Source organism: Sedimentitalea sediminis (genome assembly GCF_042687825.1).
Lineage (GTDB): Bacteria > Pseudomonadota > Alphaproteobacteria > Rhodobacterales > Rhodobacteraceae > Sedimentitalea.
In genome coordinates this window covers 122,357-138,065 of sequence record NZ_JBHUQE010000009.1, presented here as the reverse complement: position 1 = coordinate 138,065, position 15,709 = coordinate 122,357, and the positions used below count along the sequence as shown (strand labels likewise).

The 15,709-nt window shown below is 65.2% G+C and carries 13 protein-coding genes; 5 read left to right on the top strand and 8 right to left on the bottom strand.

The genetic code is table 11. The features are described 5' to 3' along the window. Window positions 1–345: 345 nt before the first annotated feature. Entirely contained in the window at window positions 346–1,068 is a 723-nt protein-coding gene (locus ACFMPD_RS09835) for an N-acetylmuramoyl-L-alanine amidase (RefSeq protein ID WP_380993674.1), read from the bottom strand. Between the two features lie 231 nt (window positions 1,069–1,299). Here ACFMPD_RS09835 and ACFMPD_RS09830 point away from each other — a divergent pair, with 231 nt between their 5' ends. Continuing rightward, window positions 1,300–2,532: a mandelate racemase/muconate lactonizing enzyme family protein gene (locus ACFMPD_RS09830; protein ID WP_380993679.1), complete on the top strand. Its 1,233-nt coding sequence runs from the start codon at window positions 1,300–1,302 to the stop codon at window positions 2,530–2,532. A 102-nt stretch (window positions 2,533–2,634) separates the two neighbouring features. Then, window positions 2,635–2,925, top strand: coding sequence for a metalloregulator ArsR/SmtB family transcription factor (locus ACFMPD_RS09825; protein WP_380993677.1), 291 nt, complete (start codon window positions 2,635–2,637; stop codon window positions 2,923–2,925). A 110-nt stretch (window positions 2,926–3,035) separates the two neighbouring features. On the opposite strand, the gene ACFMPD_RS09820 is transcribed toward ACFMPD_RS09825, so the two are convergent. Next, the gene (locus ACFMPD_RS09820) at window positions 3,036–5,135 is read right to left on the bottom strand and encodes a cyclic nucleotide-binding domain-containing protein (RefSeq protein WP_380993672.1); all 2,100 of its coding nucleotides are present in this window, start codon (window positions 5,133–5,135) and stop codon (window positions 3,036–3,038) included. Continuing rightward, on the bottom strand, window positions 5,087–6,046 hold the full coding sequence (locus ACFMPD_RS09815; RefSeq protein ID WP_476463235.1) for an ABC transporter transmembrane domain-containing protein: 960 nt from the start codon (window positions 6,044–6,046) through the stop codon (window positions 5,087–5,089). The genes ACFMPD_RS09820 and ACFMPD_RS09815 overlap by 49 nt, the downstream gene beginning before the upstream one ends. A 348-nt stretch (window positions 6,047–6,394) precedes the next feature. Between ACFMPD_RS09815 and ACFMPD_RS09810 the strand changes: the two genes are divergently transcribed. Then, entirely contained in the window at window positions 6,395–6,793 is a 399-nt protein-coding gene (locus tag ACFMPD_RS09810) for a DUF3307 domain-containing protein (protein ID WP_380993669.1), read from the top strand. Window positions 6,794–6,909: 116 nt separating this feature from the next. After that, window positions 6,910–7,719, top strand: coding sequence for a VOC family protein (locus tag ACFMPD_RS09805; protein WP_380993668.1), 810 nt, complete (start codon window positions 6,910–6,912; stop codon window positions 7,717–7,719). An 11-nt stretch (window positions 7,720–7,730) separates the two neighbouring features. Here ACFMPD_RS09805 and ACFMPD_RS09800 read toward each other — a convergent pair whose 3' ends face one another. Then, window positions 7,731–8,189: an Lrp/AsnC family transcriptional regulator gene (locus ACFMPD_RS09800; protein WP_380993666.1), complete on the bottom strand. Its 459-nt coding sequence runs from the start codon at window positions 8,187–8,189 to the stop codon at window positions 7,731–7,733. 140 nt (window positions 8,190–8,329) lie between these two features. Between ACFMPD_RS09800 and ACFMPD_RS09795 the strand changes: the two genes are divergently transcribed. Further along, a complete protein-coding gene (locus ACFMPD_RS09795) occupies window positions 8,330–11,761 on the top strand; it encodes an indolepyruvate ferredoxin oxidoreductase family protein (RefSeq protein ID WP_380993665.1) in 3,432 nt (1,143 codons plus the stop codon). Between the two features lie 138 nt (window positions 11,762–11,899). Here the strand turns inward: ACFMPD_RS09795 and ACFMPD_RS09790 are convergent, their stop codons facing one another. The 4 genes from ACFMPD_RS09790 to ACFMPD_RS09775 form a co-directional block, all read right to left on the bottom strand. Beyond that, window positions 11,900–12,529, bottom strand: coding sequence for a glutathione S-transferase (locus tag ACFMPD_RS09790; RefSeq protein ID WP_380993663.1), 630 nt, complete (start codon window positions 12,527–12,529; stop codon window positions 11,900–11,902). A 2-nt stretch (window positions 12,530–12,531) separates the two neighbouring features. Continuing rightward, the gene (locus ACFMPD_RS09785; protein WP_380993662.1) at window positions 12,532–13,704 is read right to left on the bottom strand and encodes an acetate/propionate family kinase; all 1,173 of its coding nucleotides are present in this window, start codon (window positions 13,702–13,704) and stop codon (window positions 12,532–12,534) included. Next, a complete protein-coding gene (locus ACFMPD_RS09780; protein ID WP_380993660.1) occupies window positions 13,701–15,077 on the bottom strand; it encodes a bifunctional enoyl-CoA hydratase/phosphate acetyltransferase in 1,377 nt (458 codons plus the stop codon). The genes ACFMPD_RS09785 and ACFMPD_RS09780 overlap by 4 nt, the downstream gene beginning before the upstream one ends. 86 nt (window positions 15,078–15,163) lie before the next feature. Continuing rightward, complete coding sequence (locus tag ACFMPD_RS09775; RefSeq protein ID WP_380993658.1) at window positions 15,164–15,661, bottom strand: class I SAM-dependent methyltransferase; 498 nt, start codon at window positions 15,659–15,661, stop codon at window positions 15,164–15,166. Window positions 15,662–15,709 lie beyond the last annotated feature (48 nt).

Below are 15,709 nucleotides of genomic sequence, written 5' to 3'. Positions count from 1 at the left end.
GCAGTCAGACCGGACGCTTACGATACGACACAAAAAACAGTGGCGGAGGCGTCGAGCAGGGATGAGAAAAAAGAGGAAGGTAGGGGCACTTCAGCTTACTGACAACAACGCTCGCATGAGCATCGTTCGCTTCGAAGAAACCAAGAGAAAGCGATAAAGCACGCGCCTTAATCATCACTCACACCCTTGGTGCGTTTGATACATAAGGCCGGAGAACCGCACCCCTGTCCGTTTCATCGGTCGGACCGATGCGTGCCGCGACCGTCGCGGCCTACGCGGCTCGTCCGAGCCTGCTGGCGATTCGCCGGATCGGCCTGCCGGCGGCGCGCCCGGCCCGGATCGCGCCTATTGCAGCCGGATCACCTGTCCGACCGCGATCCGGTTGATATCGACAATCTCGGGATTCAGCGCCCGGATCTCGGCCAGCGTGACCCCCGAGACCGAGGATATCCGCGACAAAGTGTCCCCCGAAGCGACCGTCCAAAAGGCTGGCTGATCTACCAGCGACCCGGGCGGCAGGGCGGTGTCCTCGTCCGGCGCTTCCGGCTCGACATCCGGACCCGACAGGACCGATTGCCACCACGGGATGACGTCGAAACAGGGACAGGCCTTTTTCGGGCGCGCATCGGTCTGCCGGATCAGATCGCGATGCCCCATGACAGTAACCGCCGACGATCCGCGCGGGTGCAGGTTCAGGAACCGCTTGATCCCAGCCTCCAGGGTCCGCATCTGGGCATCGGTGGCGTTGTGCTCGGGGCGGCCATGACTGTCCACGCCGCCGACCATCGAGACGCCGAAACTGCGGCCGTTCCAGCCCGCCCCGCACGAGCCTACATGCGCGCCCTGCGCCCCGATCGGACGGGTCTTGGCCCCCATATCCGAATCCAACCAGATGCCGTCGCGTTTGATCAGCGCGTTATACCCGCAGCCGGAAAAACCGCGCGCCCGATGCATCCTGTCGATGTCGGTGTCGTCAAAATCCTGATCCGGCCGGGTGGCGGTGACATGCACGATCAGGTGGTCATACCTGCTCAATCGCTGGTCCGGCGAACTGGCATTGGAAAACATGGTCTGTCCTTTCAATTTCAAGCTGGAAATGCACTTGGCTTTGCGGGCAGGGCCGCCAAAGGTTCAAAACAACCTTGGGAAGATGGTATCACAAGTTCACATTTCTACCAATAATTGCGTTTCATTCTGCTAATTTGCGAACGTCGTCCGGTTCGGTGTCGATTTTGGGTTGGCAGCACGATCATGCGGGCGGCATGGTCGATCCTGACCGCTCAACCCGAAGGATGCCCCGTGAAACTGGCCGATCTGGACATCATCGTCACCGCCCCCCCGGCACCCGGCTGGGGCGGGCGCTACTGGATCCTGGTCAAGGTGACCACCGATACCGGCATCACCGGTTGGGGCGAATGCTATGCGTCATCGGTCGGCCCGCAAGCAATGCGCGCGGTGATCACCGATGTCTTTCAGCGCCACATGGCCGGCGAAAACCCGGAGAACATCGAGCTGATGTTCCGCCGCGCCTATTCCAGCGGCTTTACCCAGCGCCCAGACCTGACCGTGATGGGCGCGTTCTCGGGTCTCGAGATCGCCTGCTGGGACATATTGGGCAAGCATCGCGAACGTCCGGTACACGCGCTGATCGGCGGGCGGATGAATGACCGGATCCGTTGCTATACCTACGTCTACCCCTTGAAACATCACAACCTGAACGATTTTTGGACCGCACCCGAACAGGCCGCCGAGGCCGCCGCCGAGATGGTCCGACAGGGCTATACAGCGGTCAAGTTCGACCCCGCCGGTCCCTATACTATGCGCGGCGGTCACATGCCGGGGATGCGCGACATTTCCCTTTCTGTCGCGTTCTGCCGCGCCATCCGCGCGGCGGTGGGCGACCGCGCCGACCTGCTGTTCGGCACCCATGGCCAGTTCACCACCGCCGGGGCGATCCGCCTGGGTCAGGCGCTGGAACCCTTTGCACCGCTGTGGTTCGAGGAACCGGTACCGCCCGACAACATCGCTGAAATGGCCCGGGTCGCGGCCTGCGTGCGTATTCCCGTCGCCACCGGCGAGCGGCTGACCACCAAGGCCGAGTTCGGCGCGGTGCTGCAGGCCGGCGCCGCCAGCATTATGCAGCCGGCGCTGGGGCGCGCCGGCGGCATCTGGGAGATGAAAAAGGTGGCGGCCCTGGCCGAAACCTACAATGCGCAGATGGCGCCGCATCTCTATGCCGGGCCGGTGGAATGGGCCGCCAATGTCCAGCTGGCCGCGGCAATCCCCAACCTGCTGATGTGCGAAACCATCGAAACGCCCTATCACGCCGCCCTGATCGGTCACGCGATTCAGGTAGAAAACGGCTTTGTTGCCCCGCCCGAAACACCGGGTCTGGGCATCGAGGTCGACGAGGATCTGGCCCGCGCCCACCCCTGGACCGGCGACGGCCTGCATCTGCAGATGCAGGAAGACCCCTGCGACTATGTGCAAGGCAACGCGTTTCAGGGCGGTGCCCCTGTAACAGAGGGGTGACACATGCCCTAAGGTTAGGGCATGATGCACGTTAACCTTAACTTGCCGGGGCAACAGGACGTGACTACTCAGACCGCACAGCGGGGTTCCACCGATACACCAATGGACATGGCAACCCGCGCGCGGGACGCCGCGGCCTATCTCAAGACATTGGCCCATGAAGGCCGGTTGATGATCCTGTGCCATCTCGGCGCCGGGGAAAAATCCGTCGGCGAGTTGGAAAACCTGCTCAGCATCCGCCAGGCCGCGGTCAGCCAGATGCTGGCCCGGCTGCGCGACGAAGGCCTGGTCGAGACCCGGCGCGACGGCAAGACGATCTTTTACTCGCTGGCCGACAGCAACACCGAACAGGTAATCGACCTGCTGTATTCTCTGTTCTGCGGCAACGACTGACCCCGTCAGGCACCGCCCCCGCGCGCTTTCCCCGAGACCCCGGGCGGCCCCATATCGAAAGCGGCCAGCGTCAATCCAGGCGTCTCGTCCGGGGGCCGCGGCTGCGCGGATCAGTTCTTGACGTATCCCGCCACCACCTGCAGCAGCTTGAATGCGGTGGCGGCGTCGTTCTCGACCACCGACAGGAATTCCTCGGTGCCGATGCGCAAGCATCTCAGGTCGCTGACGGCCACCATGCTCAGGGCCCGCGGCTCGTTGCGGATAAGGCCCAGTTCGCCGACCAGCGCCCCGGGTCCCACGGTCGCGATCAGCTGATCCGCCCCCCCCTCTTGCGGCAATACCAGATCGGCCTCGCCCTCAAGCAGCAGATAGGCCCCGTCAGTGGGCGCGTCGCCCTTCAGGAACACGGTTTCGCCCTTGGGCGCCTGGTACCAGCGCGCGCCAAAGGCCAGCAGCCGCAACTGCTTGCGCTTCAGCCCGGAAAACATGTCGATACGTTCCAGCGCCCGCAGCTTTTTCGCCAGATCGGCGCTGGCGGCAGAGTCTGAATCGCCTGCCATCTGCATATCCTCGCTTACAATGCGCCCGCGCTGCAGTTCGAAATATACGTCAAACACGTCGGTCCGTTCAAATTCGTCGTTCAGATAGATCAGCGTCGTATCTGGCAGCAGCGCCCGCAGGTTCTTGTGCACGGCGATCTGCGTGGCGACGTCATAGCTGTCCAGCACCTGATCCAGGATCAGGATATCCGGCCGCTTGATCGTCGCCCGGCTCAGCGCCAGCGGTTCGGCAAACAGGGTCGGCAACTGCCCGCCGCCCAGCGCCACCGGCAGATCATAGATCAACTCGACGATCAGCCTCTGCACGCCGTTCTGCACCAGAATATCGGCGATCAGCTTGCGCAGCTCGTCGGCCCGCCCCCCCGCTGTTTCCGAGATCTTGCCGAACAGCGCGTTGTCCAACACCGTCAGCCCCGGCGCGAATTGTTGAGGATCCAGCGGTGCGAACAGTCCGCTCATCAGGCGTTGCATGTCGGCCATGTGGCTTTGCCGCAGCTCCACGACCCGGGCCTTCAGCGCCTCGGGAAAGGCCGGTCCGATCTGTTCGGCGGTGATCTGGAAGGGAACCCGCAACAGGATCCAGATCTGCTCTTCGCTCAACCCCTGCACCCCGCTCTTGCGGGTCCGTTCCACCAGTTCCACCGCAGTCTCATAGACCGCCGGGTCCAGCCCCAGCTTGCGGAACAGCGGGTGGTCGGTGCCGTCCAGCCCGAAAATCCGCCGCAACACGTCGATCACCTCCTGGCTCAGCGTGATCAGGTCGCGGTCCAGTTTCAATGTTCGCAACTGTTCCATGAAACCGGTCTGGCGCGACAGCAGCTCCTGGGTGATCGGCTGGCGCGGCGTCGCGTGCAGCAGGTTCTCGGCGACCGGCAGGCCCGGATTGTAGAGGTCGCGCTTGAACAGATAGACGTTCCGCCGCAACCCGGCTTCCCGCACTGCCTGCTGCACCACCGGGCGCAGTTCGACCAGGCGCTGCGCCAGATGCGGATGCAGCATCGGATCAAAGACCTGATCCAGCCCGCGCTGGAACAGGGCGGTGCCCGACCCCATGCCCTCGATCAGTTGCAGCCACCAGTCGCGCAGGGCGGCTGCGTCCTGCAGCCCGGCGATCTCGGGCGTGACCCACTCGGTTTCCAGCGGGTCCGGGCTGTTGCCGGCGCGGATCGCCTCGGCCATCCGGTCATCCGGCGCCCCCGGCACCAGCGGGCGAGTCCTGACCGGCATCATCACGTTGTCACCGAACGTGCCCTGAAACAGCACCGGGCGCGAACTGGCATAGCCGATACGCGCCGCGATCACCGCCTGGTGCAGCCCGGCCAGATCATGCCCCGCCATGGTGATGCGCCCGGCCGAGGGGCGCACCTCGCGCACCAGCAGTTCGGCGATGGCGCGCCGGTCCTCAGCACTGCCCGCGGCGATCGCCACAACCGATCCGGCAGGCACCTGTCCGGTCACGTCCTCCAGCACTGCGTTGCCGTCGCTGTCGCGCACCGTGACATTGTCCAGCACAATATCGCCGCGCAGATGCGGAATATCCTCGGGCGCGCCATCGAACAGGGTTTCGTCCACCATGCCGTCCGGCGCGAACCGCTCGATGATCACCTCCCAGCGCACCGCCATGTCCTGGGTCTGGTTGTAATAGGCCAAGAGTNATTGTCCAGCACAATATCGCCGCGCAGATGCGGAATATCCTCGGGCGCGCCATCGAACAGGGTTTCGTCCACCATGCCGTCCGGCGCGAACCGCTCGATGATCACCTCCCAGCGCACCGCCATGTCCTGGGTCTGGTTGTAATAGGCCAAGAGTTCCTTCCACGGGCTGGACAGGTCCTTGTAGGCCGCCAGCGCCGCCACCAGAGCGCCCAGCGACACCTGTCCCTGCAGCACCAGAAACCCGCCCACTGAAAAGAAAAAGAACGGCGTCAGCTGGGAAATGAAGTTGTTGAGAAACTTCATGAAGAATTTTTTCTGGTAGATGCGGAAACGGATGTCGAACAGCCGCCCCAGCTGGTCGGTGATCCCGGCCAGCCGATAGCGCCAGCCGCCATTGGCCCGCAGTGTCGCCGCCCCGGCCGCGCTTTCCCCGATCGCGCTGGCCAGCACCCGCACCTCTTTGATGCGGGTCTTGTTCAGCTGGTTGATCTGGCGCTGCAGCCGCGGGATCAGCCAGGCCTGCAGCGGGATCAGCGCCACCGCCGCCAGCCCGAACCAGACGCTTTGCAGAAACAGGAACCCCAGGATCGTCAGCATCTGTCCGCCCTGCAGCACCGGCTGGCTGATGGCATCGCCCATCAGCCCGCCCATCGGTTCCGATTCCGCCGTCACCATCGACACCAATTCGCCCTGGCTGACCCGTTCGAAATAGGGTTGCGGAAAGCGCAGGATGCGGGCGATCAGTTGATAGCGGAACCGGCGCAGCATCCGCTCGGACAGTACGCCCTTCATGGTGTTGATGCGCATCTTGAGCAGCCCATGCGCCAGCACCGCCAGCAGGAACGCGGCACAGAGCAGCCACAACAAGGTCACCTGCGGCACCGCCACGCCGGCGACATCGACCATTGAGGTTTGCGCCCCGATGGCGTCGTTGATGATCCGCTTGGGCAGTTCCAGCGTCAGATAGAGCAACGGAAACAACAGAACGGTCACGCCCAGCAGAAATAGCTGATCGCGTTTCGAATACTTCCAGATGAATCCAAATAATGTCGGTTCTATCAGCTCATTCCGAATTCAATATCGGCCGGTTTCGCCCCGCAGACCGGGGCTTTTGGCGGCCTGAACAGAGAAAGCCTAGCGCCCCAAGGCGCCGCGGCGCAAATGGTTTAGCTCGGCGTTAACCCGCCGGCGGCTAGATTGCCTGCTAGCCGCGAAAGGCCTAAGCTGGGTCAAAAGCACGGACGGGAGGCCGATTTGTCCGAGGTAACCAGTACCATTTTGATCCTGTTCTGCCTGTTGCAGATCAAACATATGTTCGCCGATTATTTCCTGCAGACCCCGCGCATGTTGTCGGGGCGGGCGACCTATCTGCATCTGGGCCGGGCTCAGCACGCCGGCGTCCACGCCGTCGGCTCTGCCGTGGCGCTGGCCATCATCGGCACGCCATTTCCGGTCCTCGTCGCTATCTGCCTGGCCGAATGGATCGTGCATTTTCACATCGACTGGGGCAAGGCGCGGGTGTCCGAGGCGCAAGGCCTGTGCCCGAACGACGCCGGTTACTGGCGCGCCGCCGGATTCGATCAGGCGCTGCACCAGTTCACCTATATCGCGATGGTCTGGGCCTGGATCCGCTTTGCCGCTCCCGGCATCTGAAACCCGCCGGATCCCCGCCCTTTTCAGCGGCGCGCACGCGCAACACGCCGAGCATGCCGGAACCGCCTGCCATCGCGACTTGACGGATCCCGGCGGCGCCACGATCTCTGTGCGCAGTGAACAAGACAGGTGGCATCATGGCGCTGAAATGCATAACTCGGAACGTTTTTGATGAAATGCTGGCGCACGCACCTGAATGGGCGATGGGCTGTCATCTGGTGGCAGGCCCAGGAGACGACGCGCCGCCGTCAGTCGTGCTGGGCGGTCAGGTGCTGGTCGAATGGGGCAAGGGTCTGCCGGACTCGCTGAAAACACTGGCCCGCCTGCCATGGCTGGATGTGCCGCCGCCGGTCGGCGCGGCCGCGCGGCAGTCGCTGCCCCAGCAACGCGCCGAGTTTGACGCATGGTGCAACCGCCTGCCTGCCGCCGACTATCAAGAGGTCCGGCCGCTGAACCGCGAAGGCCTCAGCCGGTTCATCCTCGATCCGTTCGACCCCACCAAGACACCGCGCGGGCCGAACCCGATCTTTGGACCGAACGCCCGCCCCGCCGTGCACGGACACCTGCCATTTGCCGGCACCACCTCGGAAACCACGCGGTTCTTTCGCGCCGAACCCTTTCCCTCCAGCCGCTATGTCGACACATCCACCGGCTTTGTGCGTTGCGCAGGCGGCCTTTACGGCTTTCCCCCCTCGGAACTGCCATTTGTTCCCACCGGCTTTGCTGCCGTGGGCCGTTATGCCCTGCCCAATGTCGCGCCCACGATCTATCGCTACGAGTTGCGCGCGCCGGCGGGCACGAGATTCAGCGCCGGGGCCTCGGTCCCGTTATACGGGCAGGCCGGCGGCGGCGTCGAACTGTGCATCGAACAGGATTTCCAGAATGTCGGGCATATCGCCGATGCGACGATCCTGCCGAGCCTCTAGACGCCACCCGCTCAGAGCCGCACCTGTCCGCCGCGCTTGATGCTGCGCAGCACGACATTGGTCTGGGCGCTGTCCACCGCGGGCAGGCGAAACAGGAACTCTTCGAGAAACCGGTTAAAGGCGTCCAGATCGCGGCACAGCACGCGCATGTGGTAATCGCTCTGGCCGGTGGTGGCATGGCATTCCTGCACCTCGGCCCGGTTCTCGACCGCGCGGATGAACTGATCGAGATTGCCGCGTTCGTGCCGTGTCAGCTGCACATGCACGATGGCGTGAAATCCCAGCCCCATGCGCACAGGGTTGACCACCGCGCCATAGCCTTCGATCACGCCGGCCTCTTCCAGACTGCGCACCCGCCGCCACAGCGCCGAGGCCGACATGCCCACGCTTGCAGCCAGATCGGCATTGGATATGCGGCAATCTTTCTGCAGATGGCTCAGAATTTGCAGATCGCGGTCATCCAAAAGCATGATTTCGGTTCCTGTTCTCAGTTTTAGCCGGAATAGTGACACGGTTTTCCAAGATGGACAGCCCCGCCGCGCGAATCTGGCAGGAAATTCCACCGGATCTGCGCTATTCTGTCGCCTCATCGCGCACAGGAGCCGCCGCCATGACCGTTCCGAACCCCGACCTGTCGACCTATCAGCTGGATGATCGCTATGCCCGCGACCGGGGCCGGGTGTTTCTGACCGGCACCCAGGCGCTGGCGCGGATCATGCTGGATCAGGCCCGGCGCGACCGCTCTGCCGGGCTGAACACGGCGGGGTTCATCTCGGGCTATCGCGGCTCGCCCCTCGGCGCGCTGGATCTGGAATTGTGGCGGGCCCGGGACCGGCTGCAGGCGGCGGGCATCACCTTTATGCCGGCGATCAACGAAGACCTGGGCGCCACCGCCGTTCTGGGCGCACAGCAGGCCAGTCTCGACCCGGAATGCACGGTGCAGGGCGTGTTTTCCATGTGGTATGGCAAGGGGCCGGGCGTGGACCGCTCGGGCGATGCGCTGAAACACGGCAACGCCTATGGATCGGCGCCCAAGGGGGGCGTTCTGGTGGTGGCGGGCGACGATCACGGCTGCGTCTCCAGCTCGATGCCGCACCAGTCCGACGTCGCCTTTATGGCATGGTTCATGCCGACGCTGAACCCGGCCTCGGTCGGCGAATATCTGGAATACGGTGAATACGGGCTGGCCCTGTCGCGGTTTTCCGGCACCTGGGTCGGGTTCAAGGCGGTCAGCGAAACCGTGGAATCCGCCCGTTCGGTCGACCTGCGCCCGGACCGAAAGTTTCTGCAGCCGCAATATGCCGGCCCGCCGGGCGGGCTGCATGTACGTCCCGCCGATCTGCCCAGCCCCGAGATCGAGACCCGCATCGGCCACAAGCTGGACGCGGTGCAGGCCTTTGTCGAGGCCAACCCGATCGACCGTGCGATCTATGACATCCCGAACGCCACCTTTGGCTTTGTCAGCACCGGCAAGGGACATCTGGACCTGATGGAGGCGCTGCGCCTGCTGGATCTGGACGAGACCGCCTGCCGCCGCCTGGGCATCGACATCTACAAGGTCGGCATGGTCTGGCCGCTGGCGCATCGCGACGCCCTGAATTTCGTCACCGGCAAGGCCGAGGTGCTGGTGGTCGAAGAGAAACGCGGCATCATCGAAAGCCAGTTCAAGGAACATTTCTATGACTGGCCCGGCGCCAAGCCCGAACGCATGGTCGGCAAATATGACAGCCTGATGAACCCGCTCATTCCCTGGACCGGGGAATTGTCGCCGCAGCTATTGGCCCCGATCGTCGCCGACCGACTCGACCGGTTCTTTCCGCAGGAAAACCTGCCCGCCAAAGCGAAGAAGCTGACCGAAACCCCGCCCCGACCCCTGTCCCTGCCCGGCGCCACGCGCACGCCGTATTTTTGTTCCGGCTGCCCGCATAACAGCTCGACCAAGGTACCCGAGGGTTCCACGGCCGCCAGCGGCATCGGCTGCCATGTGATGGCCAGCTGGATGAACCGCAACACGGTCGGCTATGCCCAGATGGGCGGCGAAGGCGTGCCCTGGGTGGCCGCCAGCCGGTTCAACGGCAAAACGCACATCTTTCAGAACCTCGGCGAGGGCACCTGGTATCACTCGGGCAGCCTGGCGATCCGCCAGGCAGTCGCCGCAAAGGCCAACATCACCTACAAGATCCTCTATAACGACGCGGTTGCCATGACTGGCGGCCAGCCGGTGGACGGCCCGGTTTCGGTCTCGGGCATTGCCCAGACCTGCCGCGCCGAGGGCATAGCACGCATCGCGCTGATCAGCGATGACATCGCCAAGTTCAACCCCGGCGACTTTCCCCGCGACACAACCTTTCACGACCGCGCCGAGCTGGACAGCGTCCAGCGCGAGCTGCGCGACATTCCCGGCGTCACGGTCATCATCTATGAACAGACCTGTGCCACCGAGAAACGCCACCGCCGCAAGCGCGGCACGCTGATTGACCCGCCGAAATTTGTCTGGATCAATGATCTGGTCTGCGAGGGCTGCGGCGACTGTTCGCTGGAAAGCAACTGCCTGTCGGTCGAACCGCGCGACACGCCGCTGGGGCGCAAACGCCAAATCAACCTGAATTCCTGCAACAAGGATTATTCCTGCCTGAACGGGTTCTGCCCCAGTTTCGTCACCGTCACCGGCGCCACACGGCGCAAACCGCAGGCCGCCGATCTGGATATCGCCGCCCTGACCGCCGATCTGCCGCCCGTCAGGCCGCCGGCGCTGGACCGGCCCTTTGATCTGCTGGTGACCGGCGTCGGCGGCACCGGCGTCGTCACCGTCGGCGCGCTGATCACCATGGCCGCGCATATCGAGGGCAAAGGCGCGTCGGTGCTGGATTTCACCGGTTTTGCCCAGAAATTCGGAACCGTGCTCAGCTATGTCCGGCTGGCCGACCGTCCGGAAGCGCTGAACCAGGTGCGCATCGACAGCCGCGCCGCGGATGCGGTGATCGGCTGTGATGTGGTGGTCAGTTCCGCCCCCAAGGCCTCGGTGCATTACCGTCCCGGCACCCGCATGGTACTGAATCTGGCCGAGATGCCGACCGGCGATCTGGTGCTGCACCGCGACGCCTCGCTGCGGGTCAAGGCACGCCAGGCGCTGATTGCCACGGCCATCGGGGCGGACAACCTGACGGCGCTGGACGCCAACACGGCTGCCGAACGGCTGCTGGGCGATGCGGTCTATGCCAATGTGCTGATGCTGGGTTTCGCGTGGCAGCAGGGGCTGGTGCCGGTCAGCGACGCCGCGCTGCACCAGGCGATCCTGCTGAACGGCGTGCAGATCGAACGCAACCGCGCGGCCTTTGCCCTAGGCCGGGTGCTGGCCGCCGCTCCGGACCGGCTGGCCGCACATCTGGGCGACTCAGCACCCGCCGAGGAAACGCTGCCGCAGATGATCCAGCGCCGCGCCGATTTCCTGAGCGCCTATCAGGACGCCGCCTATGCCGGGCGCTATCGCGCAACGCTGGAAACCTTCTCGGCCGCCCTTCCCGCCGACGCGCCCGAGAGCCTGCAGGCCGCCGTTGCAAAATCCCTGTTCCGGCTGATGGCCTACAAGGACGAGTTCGAGGTCGCCCGCCTGCACAGCCAGAGCGGGTTTGCCGCCGAGCTGAAAACCCAGTTCGAGGGCGATTTCCAGATCCGCTATCACCTTGCCCCGCCGCTGTTCAGCCGCCGAAAGGATGCGCGTGGCCGACCGGTGAAACGCGAATTCGGGGCCTGGCTGACTCCGGTGCTGCGGCAACTGGCACGCCTGAAACGGTTGCGCGGCACGGCGCTGAACCCGTTCGGATACCATGCCGAGGCAAAACTGCACCGCGACCTGCTGGACTGGTATCTGGGCCTCTTGCCGCAGGTCGCCGCGGCCTGGTCCCCCGCCTGCCACGACCGCTGCATGGATGTTCTGACAGCGCCCGAAGACATCCGCGGTTATGGGCCGGTGCGCATCGCCGCCGCAAGTACCGCGCGCACTGCCGCCGAGACCGTGCTGCGCGGTCTCGCCAAAGGGTGAAGTCTCTTTGCCGGACCATTTGCCGGGTCTCGGCCGTTTCGGAACCGAGGACAGGCGTCGTCCGCGCCCGACCCGCCGCGCGCGACCAGCCGGTCCGGGTCCGCCCGTCCCGGCGCAGGCCGGGACCTCTGGTGCCCATCAGAGCTGCGCGCTGGGCCGGGCCTGGATATTGTCAAACCAGGTCCGGGTCGCACCGTTGGCCTCGGGTATCCGTGCGCGGATGACCCGGGCGAAATCGACAAAGACAAAACAGGTGATGTCGGCCAGGGTAAAATGGTCAGTGGCCAGGAACGGGCTGTCCTGCAGCCGCGCCTCCAGCAACTCGAAAAACATCGCGACCCGCGCCTTGCCACGTTCCGCCAGTTCGGGGATCTGCGCGAAATCCTGTGGCCCCGGAATCGCCCGGCCCTGCATCCGGGGGTTGCTGTTGCGCAGCGCTTCGGCGATCGGCAGACCGCCCTGCTGTTCGGCGATGGCGTTCCACATCGCGACCAGCCCTTTTTCATCAGGCGTGCGCCCCATCAGCGGCCGTTCCGGGCTGTGCGCCTCCAGATAGGCGGCAATGCCCAGATTTTCGGTCAGCACGGTGCCCGCCTCGGTCACCAGCACTGGCAGGGTCGCGCGCGGGTTGATCGCCAGGAAATCCGGTTGCAGCTGTTCGCCTCTGGCGATGCTGATCTCGCGGGTCTCGATGGCCAGCCCCTTTTCGGCGATGAACATGCGGGCCCGGCGCGGGTTCGGTGCGGTGGCACAATCGTAAAACAGCATCGTCATCCTTTCAGTTCACCGGCCTGTCCATTTTGCGACGGCACCGCCTTTGCCACGGCGCGCGCAATCACCCGTTCCTCGTCGGTCGGAATCACCAGCACCCGCGCCGTCCCGGCCCCGACCGAGACCGACCCCGCGGCGTTGGCGGCCGCATCCAGACGTAACCCGAGAAAGCCCATGCCGTCGATCACCCGGGCGCGGATCGCGGCGGCGTTTTCACCGATACCGCCGCAGAACACCACGCCGTCCAGACCGCCCAGCACCGCCGCCATCGCGCCCAGCTCGCGGCGGATGCGAAAGACGTAGTAATCGATCGCCTCGGCGGCGCGCGGATCGTCGCTGGCCAGCAGCGTCCGCATATCGTGGCTGAACCCCGACAGCCCCAAAAGCCCGCTCTCGGTATACAGCATCCGGGCGATTTCCTCGCCGCTCATGCCCTGATCCAGCAGGTACAGCAGTACGCCGGGGTCCAACTGACCACAGCGGGTCCCCATGGGCAGACCGTCCAGCGCCGAAAACCCCATGGACGAGCCGATGCTGCGGCCATGGCGCACCGCGCACATCGACGCGCCGTTGCCCAGATGGCAGATCACCACGCGCCCGGCGGCCAGATCGGGCCAGTCGCGCGCTAGCACCTCGGTGATGTAATCATAGGACAGACCGTGAAACCCGTAGCGCCGCACCCCCTGATCGTAGAACCGTCGCGGCAGCGCAAAAGTGTCGTTGACAAAAGGATGGCCGCGGTGAAACCCGGTGTCGAAACAGCCGATCTGCACCGCCTCGGGAAAGGCCGCGCGCGCCGCCTCCAGTGCGCTCAGATTGTGCGGTTGATGCAGCGGCGCCAGCGGCACCAGCGCCGCCAGCTGGGTGACCACGTCGGGCGTCAGTTCGGTCGGTGCGCCAAAGGCCTTGCCGCCATGCACGATGCGGTGTCCCACCCCGACCACCCGACGCCCGGCCAGATCCGGCGCCAAAGCGTTCAGGATGGCCCGCAGCGCGACCGCGTGGTCGGCGGGTCCGATCTCGGTCGCTTGCCCCGTCCCCAGCTCCAGCCTTGCCAACGGCCCCAGATTCTCGACCTGCCCGACGCGCAGCAACTCCGGCTCGTCGGCCTGCTGATAGACCCCGAACTTGATCGAGGAACTGCCCGCATTCAGTGTCAGGATCGCGCTCATGCCGTCCCCCTGTTTGCCGCGTTCAGTGCGGCGATGGCGCAAGAGGCCAGCCGCGAATTCTCGTCATCCGATCGGCTGGTCAGGATGATCGGACATTTCGCCCCCATAACGATGCCGCCGGCACGGGCCTGGGCCAGAAAGGTCAGTTCCTTGGCCAGCATGTTGCCGGCCTCCATGTTCGGTGCCACCAGAATCTCGGCGCGTCCCGCCACCAGCGAGGTGATGCCCTTGGTCGCCGCCGCCGCCAGGTCAATGGCGTTGTCCATGGCCAGCGGCCCGTCCACCAGACCGCCGGTGATCTGGCCGCGATCGGCCATTTTCGACAGGATCGCGGCATCCAGCGTCGAGGGGATCGCCGGGTTCACGGTTTCAACGGCGGACAGGACCCCGACCTTGGGCTGTTCGATCCCCAACGAGCGCGCCAGATCGATGGCGTTCTGCACGATGTCGGCCTTGGTCGTCAGATCGGGCGTGATGTTGATCGCCGCGTCGGTGACCATCAGCAGGTGTTCCAGCCCCGGCACATCCATCACAAACACATGGCTCAGCCGACGGCCGCCGCGGCGCAGCCCGCCCTCGCGCTTCAGAACCTCGCTCAGCAGGATGTCGGTGTGCAGATGCCCCTTCATCACCGCGGCGGCCTGCTTGTCCAGCACCATGCGCACCGCCGCCTGCGCCGCCAGCCGGTGGTCGCGCGCCTCGATCAGACGATAAGGGCCCAGATCGATCGCCGCTGCTTCGGCGGCCTCGGCAATGCGGTCGGGATGACCGATCAGGATCGGCTCGATCAGCGTATGTTCGGCGGCCAGGATCGCACCCGCCAGCGCGTCGGGCTTTTCCGGCGCGACCACGGCGGTGGCAATCGCCGGCAGCGGTTCGGCCCGTTCCAGCAGCGCATCGAAATGCCGGTGCCGCTGCAGCGTCAGGCCGGGCACGTCGCCGGCATCGAACCGGATCGACCGGTCCGGCGCGATCACCTCGGTCTCGCCCTCGACGATGCGCGTGCCCGCGTCATTGTCCACCCAGGCCTGAAAACGCACCAGCCGGTCCGCCTCCTTGGCGATCAGCCGCACACCCACCGTCAGCGTATCGCCGGCGCGAGCCTGCCCGACAAAGCGCAGCGATTGCGCGTGATAGCGCGTGCCCGGCCCGGGCAGCTGCCCCCCCAGCACCGCCGAGATCAGCGAGGCCAGCCACATCGCCGGGGCGAGGGCTTCGGGGTGGCCATCGCCATCGCCATCGGCCTTGGGCAGGTGCATCGGGTTCAGATTGCCGGAGGAATTGGCAAAGACGTAAAGGTCGTCGGCGCGGCACACCCGGTTCAGGCCGGCCTCCATGCCAATGCGCAGCTTGTCATACGGAATGTTCTGCATCGGCCCGCCCCGAGGCTGTTGTCTCTGTTGCCTCTGGGTAGCCGTTTTTCGCAGTCAGGGCCACAGCCGAGACGCGCAGCGCGGGATCAGCCGGCGGCCTTGCGGTAGATGAAACAGCGCCCGGGCACCGCGCCGGTCGGCAGCGGCATCTCGGTCAGGGCGTCGAAATACATCCGGTCGCTGGACACCATCAGCCCGCCGGGCGCCAGCAACGGCTCGACCAGCGGCGAAATGCGGTGGGCGAAAATATCGTTCTTTTCCCGGTTATGCCCGCCCAGGTCCGCATGGATCAGGCTGGCCACCGCGCCCTTGTCGGCCAGCATCGCCGGCAGGGTCCGGGTGACATCGCCCAACACGGTCAGTTCGGCCGGCGGTGTGCTGTCCGGGTGGCTGGCCACCGCGCGCTCAAAGACCAGGATGTCGCGCCCGGTGATGCGCTGGCGCATGTGGTGATAGGTGCGGCCGTTGCCCAGCCCCAGTTCGTAGACCGGCCCGGACATCGCGGCAGTCTCGGCAATAGCGAAATCCAGGCAGGCGCGCTGGGACACCATGCGGTCGATGAACAGATCCAGACGGCTGGGCATGGGCGATCTCCTGTTTGATCCGGGGACAACCCCCGCCAGCCTCATGCC